Genomic DNA, 11863 nt, shown 5'->3' on the forward strand with positions numbered 1-11863 from the left:
TCCCCCGGCGCCGCGCCCGCCCCCCTGGCTTCCGCAGCCGATGTCGGCCTTCTGGGCGCCCCCGGCCTCCCGGCACCCTCCACCGCCTTCCTGCCGGTCGACGGCTGGACGGCCTCCGCGAGCGACGAGGAGACGGCCAAGGAGAACGACCGTGCCTCGAACGTTCTGGACGGTGATCCGGCCACCTACTGGCACAGCAGATGGTCCCCGAAGACCGCGCGGTTCCCGCATGCCCTCGTCATCGACATGCACCGAACCACCACCGTCTCCGCGCTCACCTATCAGCCGCGTCAGACCGGCGTGAATGGCCGCATCGGGACGTATGCGGTCTCCACCAGCCTCGACGGCGTCTCGTTCGACGCGCCGGTCGCGAGCGGCCACTGGAAGGACGACGCGACCGCGAAGACCGCCCCCTTCACCCACGCCGTCTCGGCCCGCTATGTCCGACTCATCGCCCTCAGCGAGGCAGGACAGCGGGGTACATGGAGCTCGGCGGCCGAGATCCGGCTCAGCGGCCCCAGCGACCCCTCTGTCGGGGGCTCCTGGGGTCCCGTCACCGGCTTTCCCCTGGTCCCGGTCGCCACGGCCGTACTGCCCGGCAACAAGCTGCTGGCCTGGTCGGCGTACGCCGTCGACCGGTTCGGCGGAAGCAACGGCTACACCCAGACGGCCATCATGGACCTGACCACCGGCCGCGTGACCCAGCGCCGCGTCGACAACACCGGCCACGACATGTTCTGCCCCGGCATAGCCATGCTCGCCGACGGCCGGGTACTGGTCACGGGCGGCAGCAACGCGTCCCGGGCGAGCATCTACGACCCCAACACGGACTCCTGGTCCTCGACGGCGGATATGAACATCACCCGCGGCTACCAGGCGATGACGCTCCTCTCCAACGGTGACGCGTTCGTCCTCGGCGGGTCGTGGAGCGGCGGGGACGGTCCCAAGGACGGCGAGGTGTGGTCGGCCGCCACCCACACCTGGCGCAAACTGCCGGGAGTAAAGGTCGAGGGCGCGATGACCGCCGACCCCGCCGGCCCCTACCGCGCCGACAACCACATGTGGCTGCACGCCACCTCCCAGGGCCGTGTCCTCCAGCTCGGCCCCAGCAAGCAGATGAACTGGATCACCACCGACGGCGATGGCACCATCACCCCCGCCGGCACCCGGGCCGACAGCCCGGACGCGATGAACGGCAACGCCGTCTCGTACGACATCGGCAAGCTGCTCACTCTGGGCGGCGCCACCGCCTACCAGAACGCCCCCGCCACCCGCCGGGCCTATACGGTCGACCTCAACGGAGGGGGCCGGCCCACAGCCACCCGCACCGGCGACATGGCCGCCGCCCGGGCATTCAGCAACAGCGTGGTGCTGCCCGACGGAAAGGTCGCGGTCTTCGGCGGCCAGGAGACCCCGGTCCCGTTCAGCGACGCCACGTCGGTCATGACCCCGGAGATCTGGGATCCGGCGACCGGCCGCTTCACCCCGCTCGCCACCATGGCGGTACCCCGCACGTACCACAGCACCGCGAACCTGCTGCCCGACGGGCGCATCTTCTCGGGCGGCGGTGGGCTGTGCGGCGACTGCGCGACCAACCATCTCAACGGCGCGATCTTCACCCCGCCGTACCTGCTGAAACCGGACGGCACCGAACGGACCCGGCCTGTGATCACCACCACTCCGCCGGCCCATGTGGCGCTCGGCGCGACGCTGCCTGTCTCCACCGGCTCGGCCGTCAGCGCCTTCGCCCTGGTGCGCTCCGGGGCCGCGACCCACTCCACCGACAACGACCAGCGCCGGGTGCCTCTGACATTCCGGCAGACGGGGGAAGGCTCCTACCAGCTCGCCATCCCCAGCGATCCCGGCGTCGTGCTCCCCGGCACCTACCTGCTGTTCGCCCTCAATGCGGACGGCGTACCGAGCGTCGCCAAAATGATCAGCGTGAGCTGACCCATTCGTCACCCTTCGGGTGTGGGGGGAAGCACACCTGCGTCCTCCGATGAACGAGTAGCGCCGCACTCCCGTCTTCCCTGCCGGGCTCCGCAGGCCCCTGCGAGCCATCGACGTACCCGGCGGGGAAACAGGAGCTGAACGAACGTGCCGGCCATCAGTCAGCGGATGCACCTCGTGCTGCTCACCGCGTGGACCGCCGTGTGGTTCGCCGTGGTGGAGCCGAACGGCGGTTTCTCCTGGCATTACCTGCGCACCGGCGGGGAGCTGATCTACCAGGGGCCGTCCGGCGACGGCGGGCTCAACCTCTACGCCCACCACCCCGAACTCCAGATGGGGCCGGTCAGTTTCCTGACCGCCGGGCTGTTCAACCCGTTTCCCGACTCCACCGGGCAGTTCCTCGCCGCGGCGCTGATGTCGGTCCTCGGTCTGGTGATCGTGGTGCTGGTCGGCCGCAGCGCCGCCTGGCACTTCCTGGGCACGGGCACGAACCATCAGCGCCTTCGCCAGCGCGTTCTCATAGCGGGCCTGGCCTTCATCCCGATGTGGATCGAGGTCTCGGTCCGCTTCGGCCACCTCGACGACGTACTGGCCCTGTTCTTCACCACCCTCGCCGTCCGGGCGGTCACCCGTGGCAACGCGGCCGGGACCGGTATCTGGCTCGCCCTGGCCATGGACTCCAAACCCACCGCTCTGGGCTTCGCCATGCTGCTCTTCGCACTGCCCCGGCAGTCGTGGCTGCGTGCCGGGCTGTGGTGCGCGGGGCTCGTCGCCGTCGCCTGGCTGCCGTTCTTCATAGGCAACGCGGACAGCTTCGCCGCCACCGGCTTCGCGATACCCAACCAGCCTGCCTCGGCGCTGCGCTGGCTGGGCGTGGGCGACGCCGAGACCCCCGGCTGGGACCGGCCCGCCCAGGCCGCGCTGAGTCTGCTGCTCGGAGGCATCGCCGTCTGGCGCCAACGCTGGACGGCGGTGGTGCTGCTGGGCGCCAATGCCCGTATCGTCCTCGACCCGAGCGTCTACACGTACTACACGGCGTCCGTCCTGCTGGGCACCCTTCTGTGGGATGTGATCGGCCAGCGCCGGCTGGTGCCGTGGTGGAGCTGGCTCGCGCTGATCGCGCTGTACGGAAGTGTCTTCGTGGTCCCGGACGACTCGGCCCGGGGTCTGATACGTCTCGCGTTCGTCGTGGTCTCCACGGCGTACGTCCTGCTGTGGCCGCAGCGGGACCGCAGGCGCAAGCGCGGCCACGGGCGGCGAGGGCGGCCTCCGGCGACCGCTGAGCGCGCGGTGCAGAGCTGAACGGACCGCAGCCCCGGCCCTCTTGAGGCACTCTGGCTTCGACATCGCTACCGCCGTGGTCAGGGCGCGGTGGCCGACGAGCGGGCGACCGACCTGGGCCGCCGCAGACGTGCCAGGCCGCGCCTGAGCCTTCCTTGACCGGCCCCGGGGCCCTGCGACTGCCTGGGCTCTCCGATCTCCGGCCGCTCGGCCGGGACGGGCTTAAGTCGCCTCCCATCGGGCCGGGCCCGGACCTGCGTGTATGCACTCTGCCCAAATGCGCTCGCCTTGGGCTCCACCGGCACTGGCACCGGGACCGGCACCGGAGCCACAGCCGGAGTCGAAGCCGAGGCCGAAGCCGGCGTCGGAGCCGACGTGGGAGCCGACGTCGGGCCGGGGATGAGGACCGGGCGCGCGGCGCCGACCACATCGAACGCGGGGCGCTTGTCCTCCGGTCGCGGTGCCGGGCGGATCGAGCGGGCGACGCCCAGATGCTGGGTGAGGTCCATGCGGTACCACAGGACCTCGTCCAGATCCTGAGCCTGTTGCAGCCTTTCGATGATCTCGCGAGCGGCGGGCGAGTCCGGGCCGGCCCGGACCGGTTCCGGCCGGAGGCGGATCAGGTAGGCGCGCTCACGCGGGTCCGGGACCACCTCCGCCACGTGCGCGGGGTCGAGCAACGAGGCGATGCCCGCAGCGCGCTCCCAGGGGTCATCGGTCTGTTGCAGCAGCATGGCCGCGCGGCGACCGCGCCAGTTGCGCGGTCGCCGGTCCTCACCCGCTCCCAGCCGGACCAGCGTCTCCTTCGGCAACCGCCGATCGTTGATCAACTCGGGGTGCCGAAGGGCCAGGTCGATCACTTCCTCGGCGAGGTAGAGCCAGACGACGGCCCGGTAGCGGTTGAGGTAGCACTTGACCGGAGTGAAGTGGCCGCCGCGGGCGAGCCGCGTGAAACGGTGGGAGGGAACGCCGAGAAGTTGCGACGCCTCGGCCGTGCCCACCACACGTACCCGTTCACGCAGCGTTTCGGGGAATCCGTCGTTCGAGCGGATCCGCTCGACCTCTTCCTGCGCGACCCGTGGGCGGGCACCCGGCCCTTCCCGTACGGTCCGGACATGGCCGAGCTGGACAGCCAGCTCGAATTCTCCCCGCTTCAGGAGCAGTTGTTGAGCGGCCCGCCCCAAGGCAACTGTCTTTCCGCCTACTTCAGCCGCCGTGGTCGTAGTCGTGGCCGTGGTCGTCATGAGGTCCTCCCCCGCGAGTGGTGAATACTCTCGGTGACGACCGTAACCCTCCGCGCCGACATCCCGCTGGGCCTGTGGATAACTTCCCCCAGCGGAACGCAGACTCAGTAAAGCCGCTGGTCAGATGCCGGTGACCGGAGGGCCGGGGCGACGCGCCGCCACGCCGAGGTGCTCGCCTACCCGGTTCACCAGCAGTGTCATCTCGTAGGCGATCTGGCCGATATCGGCTTCCGCCGTGCCCAGCACGCACAGACAACTCCCGTCGCCCGCCGCCGTGACGAAGAGGACCGCCTCGTCGAACTCGACCATCGTCTGCCGCACCCCGCCCGCCCGGAAATGGCGGCCGGACCCCTTGGCCAGACTGTGCAGGCCGGAGGAGACCGCGGCCAGGTGCTCCGCGTCCTCGCGGGGCAGATCCGCACTCGCACCGGTGACCAGACCGTCGTTGGACAGGACGATGGCGTGGCGTACGTGCTCGACCCGCTTGGTCAGGTCGTCGAGCAGCCAGTCGAGTTCCTTGTTCAGTGCCATGACACCTTCACCCCGCTCATGTGTTCCCCGTTTTCCCCCAGGTCTGCGGCAAGCCTTACGCATGGTTCGCATGGGGGCAAGCAGGGGTTCCCGACGGTAACCACAAGGCGCGTCCGGCGAAGTCGAGGAACGGGCGGTGTAAACATCCCCTGCGTGCTCGGCGCGGCGGGGCGGGTAGCGTCGCGAGTGTGCTCGTCGCGGGCGTGCTCATCGCGCGCGTAGTGAGGAGTCCGGTTCCACCGCGCGCACCAAGGACTTGCCGCAGCCACGCACGTCAGCAGCGGAACGTTCGTACCTGTGGGGGATCATGGGCAGATGGCCGATGACCAGATGCACGTTCAGGAATTCTTCGGTGCCCGGGCGGCGGACTGGGACAGCCGCTTCCCGGACGACGGGCCGGCGTACGCGGCGGCGGTCGCGGAGCTGGGGCTGCACACCGGGGCGGCCGTGCTCGACGCCGGGTGCGGTACGGGCCGCGCGCTCCCTCCGCTTCGGGACGCGGTGGGGCCAGGTGGCACGGTACTCGGCGTCGACCTGACGCCGGAGATGCTCGAAGCAGCGGTGCGGGCCGGGCGCGGCCGAGCCGGATCCCTGGTGCTCGGCGACGTGACCAGGCTGCCCCTGCGGAACGCGGCACTGGACGCGGTGTTCGGCGCCGGTTTGATCTCGCATCTGCCGGAACCAGCGGAGAACCTGCGGGAGTTGGCCCGAGTGGTGCGCCCCGGCGGGAAACTGGCGCTCTTCCACCCCATCGGCCGCGCGGCCCTCGCCGCACGCCACGGGAGGCAGATCACACCGGACGACCTCCGGGCCGAGCCGCAGTTGCGGCCACTGCTCGCGGGGGCCGGATGGCGAATGGTGTCGTATGTGGACGAGGACGCACGCTTTCTGGCGGTGGCGGTGCGAGAGGGATAGGGGGAGCGGGGTCCCGTTACGACTTGTACGCGTCCGCCGTCACCCTGGGCGCCTCGCCCGCTACCGCATTGATGAAGGCCTGGGGGTTGTCGAACATGATGTTGTGGCCTGCGTTTGGTACCACCTCGACACGGACACCCGACGCGGCCAATTCCGCACGGCCGGGGAGGTCGTTGTCGACGTCACCCACCAGGTAGGTGCGGTCGATCGGCAGGCTCATCAGAAGGTGGCGCATGGTGGGCCGGGTGCCTCGTACCAGGCCGACGGCGGTGCGGTGGAGTGCGAGGGGATCGGCGAGCCGCATCGTCGCCGCCCACAGCGGGTCGACGCGCTCAAGGACGGCCGCGAAACTGCCGCCGCGGACGAAGGCGTCCTCGTTGTAGGAGGCGATGCCACTGCTTCCGGCCTTCGGAACCGGGTTGGGGTCGAGATTGGCCTCCGTGAGCACCAACCGGGATACGAGGTCGGGACGGCGGGCCGCGAGAACGATGGCCACGGCGCCGCCCATGCTGTGCCCGGCGATGTCGGCACCTACGGCCCCTGCCGCATCGAGGGCGGCGGCGAGGGCGTCCGCATGGTCCTCCAGGGTGTAACGGAAGCCGGACGGGCGGTCGCTGATTCCGTGCCCGGGAAGGTCCACGAAGAGTTGTCTGCGGGTGGCGAGACGCGGGTCGGCGGCGACGTGGGCGTGGTAAACGGTTGAGGCCGAGCCGAGCCCGTGGACGTACACGACGGGCGGCTGAACCACTCGCGCGCCGGGTTTGTCGCGGCTCGCTCCCCGCCTCACCTCCCGACCCACCTCCCGGCTCACGTCCCGGCTCGCGTCCGCTGGGGTGGCGTCTCGCCGGTCGCCGTGCAGCCGGGGTTCCGCGCACAGTCCCTCCGACTCGGTCCAGCGGATCTTGCTGCCCTGCTCGTCGAATGCCGTCTGCCGCACGGTTCCGTCCCCCGTTCCGATGTGCCTGCTGCTTCTGCTTCGAAGCCGGACTATACATCGATGTCGAGGTACTACGTACACGATGTACCCCGCTCATGCGGCAGAATGCGGGCATGCTTGAGCTCGCGATCCTGGGATTTCTGTACGAAGCGCCGCTGCACGGCTATGAGCTGCGCAAACGGATCACCGCGCTGACCGGACACGTACGGCCGGTCGCCGAGAGCACGCTCTACCCCGCGATCAAGCGGCTGGAGAAGGCGGGACTGCTCGCGCGGGAGACGCAGCCCGGGGCGGTGGCGGCTCCCCGCCACATGCTCACGCTCACCGCCGAGGGCAGGGCGGAGCTGGTGCGGCGGCTCGCGGAGCCCGAGCAGGTGGAGATCACGGACGAGAACCGGTGGTTCACCTTGCTGGCGTTCCTGCGGCACCTGCCCGAGCCCGATCGGCAGGCCGAGGTGCTGCGGCGACGGTTGCGCTTCCTTGAGGAACCCGCCAGCTTCTTCTACGACGGCGAACGTCCGCTCAGGGCGGAGGAGTTGGACGACCCGTTCCGGCAGGGGATCCTCACCGTGGCCCGGGCCACGAGTGCGGCGGAATTGAAGTGGCTGCGGGCCACGCTCCGGTCGCTCGGGGCACCCACGCCGGGTGGCGCGACCGACGTAAACGGCGCATAGAGGCGTCCACTCGGGGCACTGTGACCGCGTCGCGAACAGCGCGTCGGGGTCGCACGGCTCGTACCGCTCGCGAGCCGTTCACGGCACGCGTCGGCGGTGTGAGTTGACGTTTCAGATCGACTGTTCGCGCCAATCGACCCGTTCCGACCTCTATCTGTTACCAGCCGGTCAACTCTAGCTTGAGAAAGGAACGTTGGTTTCTACCCGGTGAGCACATCTACGGGGAAGGCGGGTCCGGATGTTTCGTATGTTCGGCAGACTCCGGAAGCCGGAACAGCGCGAGCCCGCGCGGCAGCACAACCTCTTCGAGGCTGCGGCTACGTACGTCGCCGCCTGTGCTGAAGACGATCAAGAGGCGCTGGAGGAAGCGGGTGGGTGGGTGTCGCCCGAGGCGATGTCCTTCGGGGTACGGGAGCTGGCGTGCCGGGCGCTCATCGCGCTGGCGCGCGAGCGGGACGAGTCACCCCAGACCGTCGCGCGTTCACTGATGGGGCTGCCGGTCGCCTGACTCCGCACAGGCCGACCCCGGCGGCCGAATCAGGCGCGCGCGATCCGGGCTGCTTCACACGACCTCCCCACCCCTCCGGTCCCTTCGGGATCTTCCGCTGCCGCAAACCCTCGACGATCGGGTTACCCACTGGTTATGGTGCGCCGACGAGCGATCCGAAGGGGAGGGTTCCGTGACCGGGACGGACGAGGCCGCAGCGGCCACAGCCGCAGCCGACGCGGTCGATGACGACGCGCTGTATGTGCTCACGGCGGTGTTGCTCACGCCCGCGCAGTTCCCCAGCGTGCTCGGTGACGACTTCCCGGAGGCGTGTGCGGCCCTCGGTCTTGAGCCGTACCCGGGCGGCTACGGCCTGGTCCTCGGCCAGGACGGCAGCGGCGCCCGCTGGACTGTGATCGTCGACGACGTCTCGCTGGTCGCGGTGGCGATCGCGTCGTGGGACTGCGGGATGGAGTACGACCTGTCGCCGGACGAGCGCACGGTGGTCGCCGCGCTGCCCGGTTGGCCGCTGGAGCTGGCCGTCGCCGCGCCCGGAGTGGCGCCTCCGCACGATCCGGAGCCGGAACCGGACGAGGACGGCTCCTTGCGTCCACCGCTCTCGCCGCCCGACACAAGCGTGTGGGGCTCGGCTCAGCGGCGCCTCGGCGCCGACCAGGTCGCCCTTCAGTGGGCGATGTGGCGGGGCCAGATCACCGACGACGGCGAGGATCAGGACGAGGACGAGGGAGAGGGCGGAAGCAGCGGGGACGACGTGGTCTCCGTGGCCACGGAAGCGTCCGCCGAATCGGAAGATACTGCGGATTCCCCGCCTGCGGCGTCCGCGACGACGGCTACTACTGGGGCGACGGCCGACGAATCGGAGGCTGTAGGTGCCCCGGAGGGGCCGACCACGACGGACTCGCCCGACGACTCCGTCTCCGCCCTCGCGCCTGGCGGTCTCAGCGTGCGGGTGGAGCAAGTGCTCGCCGAGGTACGGCAGTACCTCGACTCCCCTCCCCCGCTCGGGCGTGTCCGGTCGAGTTTCGCACCGGGTGGCGCGCGTATGCTGCGGGCCGACGGTCCCGGCTGGTCGATCGTCGCCCGGACCGACGACATCGCGTTCGTGCTGCTGGACGATGAACCGGGCGAGGTGGTGCCGGTGGGGCGTGGGCCCAAGTTGCCGGGGCTGCTGCAGGCCTTGGACGCGATGGCCGTACGCCCTTCCTGAGTTCCGCCGAGCCGATCCAGCCTCAACCCAACCCTGCCCATGTGGATCGGCCAACACTGAGACCATTGCGACCGCTGCGACCAGCCACAACCCCTGTGGCCACTGCGGCTCCTTGCCGTTGCCGTTGACGTGGCCGCCTTTGCCCGTTGCGCGCGCGAGTGCTCCCAGACAGGCTGACTTCGGCGGCACTCCGAAGCGGGCCGGACCTCGGTCAGTCAAGGCAGCCGCTTACGAGACTGAATCGGATACGGGAGGAACAGACATGGCGGACGCGGGAACCGACGAGCAAGGCGTCGAAGTGGTGTGCCGGGCCGTGGGGCGGGTGGTCGGCGGGCGGGCCGAGATCACCGATGATCACTGGGGCGGTGAGTCGGCGGTGATCCGGCTCGACGCCGAACGGTTCGGTCCCGAGGCGCTCTTCGGCCTGACGGACTTCTCCCATCTGGAGGTCGTGTTCCACTTCGACCGGGCGGCGCCCGAGAAGGTCGAGACGGGTGCGCGCCGCCCGCGCGGCAATCCGGACTGGCCGCTGGTCGGGATCTTCGCCCAGCGGGGCAAGAACCGCCCGAACCGGCTAGGCGTCTCGCGTTGCCGTGTCATCAAGGTGGACGGCCTGGATGTGCACGTCACCGGCTTGGACGCGGTGGACGGCACTCCGGTGCTGGACATCAAGCCGTACCTGACGGAGTTCGGCCCTCGGGGCGAAATCGTCCAGCCGGAGTGGTCCAGGGCGCTGATGCGGGACTACTACGCGGGTGAACCGGGGTCCGGGGGCGGCCTCGACGAGTGAAGCCGCCGTCAGGGCCGAAGCCCAGTTAGGGCCGGAGCCGCAGCCAGGACGACCGAAGCTCAGTCAGGACCGAAGCCACAGTCAGAGCCGAAGTCCGGGCCGCCAGGACCTGCGCCGGGCCGACAGCCGCGCCGAGGCCGGAGCTGGCGTCACAGCAGGCGGCACCACAGTCCGGGTTGACGCTAGGACCGGCTCAGCGCCACGACCGGCTCGGCCCTAGGACCGGCTCCGCCATACGAGCGCTCGGCCCCCGTCAGTGAAGCTCCTTGCGGGTGATGTGCCGCAGCCTGCGCCGCTGGCTGCGGTCCAGCAACAGATATCCCACGATGGGCAGCCCTATCAGCACCAGCAGTGCCGGCAGGAATCCGATCAGCGGGATCAGGACGAGTCCCACCGCCACTCCACCGACGGCGATCATCACGCGCTTCGACATGTCCGTCGCCTCCTTCGCGGCGGCTGCTGCCGTCGCTCTCTGTCCAGGGAACGCGCGATCGCGTCATCCGGTTCCCGACCCGGAGCACAGGCTTCTGTCCCCGACTGTCGGCCGTCTGCCTCCACTATGCGGCAGGTACGCGGCATCTACGCCGCTGCGCCTCGCCGCAGCGGCGCTCCGACCGCGTGCATGTGCCGCAGAGCCTGCCGGTAGGAGTCGATCAGCGAGGTCTCGGCGTACGGGATGCCGAGGCTCCGGCAGTGGGCACGGACCAGTGGCTGTACGAGTCGCAGGTGGGGACGGGGCAGATTCGGGAAGAGGTGGTGCTCGATCTGGTAGTTCAGTCCGCCGAGGAACCAGTCGGTGAGCAGTCCGCCGCGTACGTTGCGCGAGGTCAGGACCTGGCGGCGCAGATGGCCCCAGCCGTCGTCGTCGGCGTCGGGCATCTCCATGCCCTTGTGGTTGGGGGCGAAGGTCATTCCCAGATGGAGCCCGAAGAGGGCGTGGTGCAGCAGTGCGAAGACCAGCGCCCTGCCCGGCGAGAGCACGCTCAGTAGGAGGCCGGCGTAGCAACCCAGGTGCACCAGGAGGAGCGCGCCCTCGACCATCCGTTCCCGCCGGGTCTGCCTGCGCAGGTCCTGGAATCCGTACACCTTCAGGGCGATGCCTTCGAGCAGCAACATCGGGAAGAACACCAGGGCCTGGTTGCGGGTGAGCCAGCGCGCGAAGCCCTCACGGCGCTCGGCCTGCTTCTCGGTCCACACGAGCGCGCCGACGCCGACGTCCGGGTCCTTGTCGACGTGGTTGGGGTTGGCGTGGTGGCGGTTGTGCTTGTCGTTCCACCAGGCGTAACTCATGCCGAGCAGCAGGTTGCTGTGGAGCAGGCCGAGGACCCGGCCCGCGCGGCGGCCACGGGTTATCTGGGCGTGGCCGGCGTCGTGGCCGAAGAAGGCGGTCCGGGCCCAGAGGACCGCGAGCGGCACGGCATACAGGAGGGTCCACCATGTGTCGCCGGTGAGGACCATCGCGGTCACGGTGGCGGCGAGGGCGGTGAGGTTGACGGCTATGCCCCTCGCGTACCAGCCGGTGCGCCGCTCCAATAGCCCCTGCCCCCTTACGACCTTGAGGAGGGGCGCGAAGTCGCTTCCCCTCCCTGCGGTGAGGGCTCCGGCGGCGCCCCCGTCGGTGGTCCCTCCGGAGGTTTCGGCGGGGCGCGGTGGCGCGAGCACGGGGGTGCTCGTGGCGTTCGCAATGGCCTGGGGCATGGTCGTTCTCCGGTCGCTGGTCCACCGCAGTCACCTGCGCTGACCTCATAGAACGTAGGAAATTGAGGGCCCCTGCCGCCATGGCGCCACCACCCGGACCGAGCGGGGGGCTGTCCCGGGGCCGGGGT

The 11863-nt window shown here is 70.1% G+C and carries 12 protein-coding genes; 7 read left to right on the forward strand and 5 right to left on the reverse strand.

The window, feature by feature from the left end; all coding sequences use genetic code 11:
* Positions 1-1950: discoidin domain-containing protein (locus tag ACJA3G_RS17295; RefSeq protein WP_406553892.1), on the forward strand; the 1950-nt coding region annotated here is incomplete at its 5' end.
* Between the two features lie 147 nt (positions 1951-2097).
* Positions 2098-3252: a hypothetical protein gene (locus ACJA3G_RS17300; RefSeq protein WP_406553893.1), complete on the forward strand. Its 1155-nt coding sequence runs from the start codon at positions 2098-2100 to the stop codon at positions 3250-3252.
* Between the two features lie 59 nt (positions 3253-3311).
* On the opposite strand, the gene ACJA3G_RS17305 is transcribed toward ACJA3G_RS17300, so the two are convergent.
* Complete coding sequence (locus ACJA3G_RS17305; protein WP_406553894.1) at positions 3312-4475, reverse strand: DUF6397 family protein; 1164 nt, start codon at positions 4473-4475, stop codon at positions 3312-3314.
* Positions 4476-4595: 120 nt separating this feature from the next.
* Complete coding sequence (locus tag ACJA3G_RS17310) at positions 4596-5006, reverse strand: roadblock/LC7 domain-containing protein (RefSeq protein WP_406553895.1); 411 nt, start codon at positions 5004-5006, stop codon at positions 4596-4598.
* Between the two features lie 315 nt (positions 5007-5321).
* Between ACJA3G_RS17310 and ACJA3G_RS17315 the strand changes: the two genes are divergently transcribed.
* Positions 5322-5921 carry a class I SAM-dependent methyltransferase gene (locus ACJA3G_RS17315; protein WP_406553896.1) on the forward strand — a complete coding sequence of 200 codons (600 nt, stop codon included), beginning with the start codon at positions 5322-5324 and terminating at the stop codon, positions 5919-5921.
* Between the two features lie 16 nt (positions 5922-5937).
* On the opposite strand, the gene ACJA3G_RS17320 is transcribed toward ACJA3G_RS17315, so the two are convergent.
* Complete coding sequence (locus ACJA3G_RS17320) at positions 5938-6708, reverse strand: alpha/beta fold hydrolase (RefSeq protein ID WP_406553903.1); 771 nt, start codon at positions 6706-6708, stop codon at positions 5938-5940.
* Positions 6709-6971: 263 nt separating this feature from the next.
* Here ACJA3G_RS17320 and ACJA3G_RS17325 point away from each other — a divergent pair, with 263 nt between their 5' ends.
* The 4 genes from ACJA3G_RS17325 to ACJA3G_RS17340 all read left to right on the forward strand — a co-directional run bounded on the left by ACJA3G_RS17325 (position 6972) and on the right by ACJA3G_RS17340 (position 10037).
* On the forward strand, positions 6972-7532 hold the full coding sequence (locus ACJA3G_RS17325; protein WP_406553897.1) for a PadR family transcriptional regulator: 561 nt from the start codon (positions 6972-6974) through the stop codon (positions 7530-7532).
* 247 nt (positions 7533-7779) lie between these two features.
* Positions 7780-8040 carry a hypothetical protein gene (locus ACJA3G_RS17330; RefSeq protein ID WP_406553898.1) on the forward strand — a complete coding sequence of 87 codons (261 nt, stop codon included), beginning with the start codon at positions 7780-7782 and terminating at the stop codon, positions 8038-8040.
* A gap of 172 nt (positions 8041-8212) precedes the next feature.
* Positions 8213-9247, forward strand: a complete 1035-nt coding sequence (locus ACJA3G_RS17335) for a hypothetical protein (protein ID WP_406553899.1) — start codon at positions 8213-8215, stop codon at positions 9245-9247.
* Between the two features lie 262 nt (positions 9248-9509).
* Entirely contained in the window at positions 9510-10037 is a 528-nt protein-coding gene (locus ACJA3G_RS17340; protein ID WP_406553900.1) for an SAM-dependent methyltransferase, read from the forward strand.
* 253 nt (positions 10038-10290) lie between these two features.
* Here ACJA3G_RS17340 and ACJA3G_RS17345 read toward each other — a convergent pair whose 3' ends face one another.
* Both ACJA3G_RS17345 and ACJA3G_RS17350 read right to left on the reverse strand, forming a co-directional pair.
* Positions 10291-10470 carry a hypothetical protein gene (locus ACJA3G_RS17345; protein WP_406553901.1) on the reverse strand — a complete coding sequence of 60 codons (180 nt, stop codon included), beginning with the start codon at positions 10468-10470 and terminating at the stop codon, positions 10291-10293.
* A 146-nt stretch (positions 10471-10616) separates the two neighbouring features.
* Positions 10617-11735, reverse strand: coding sequence for a fatty acid desaturase family protein (locus ACJA3G_RS17350; RefSeq protein WP_406553902.1), 1119 nt, complete (start codon positions 11733-11735; stop codon positions 10617-10619).
* Between the last annotated feature and the right edge of the window lie 128 nt (positions 11736-11863).

It is taken from the genome of Streptomyces sp. YS-3 (assembly GCF_045257485.1).
GTDB lineage: Bacteria > Actinomycetota > Actinomycetes > Streptomycetales > Streptomycetaceae > Streptomyces.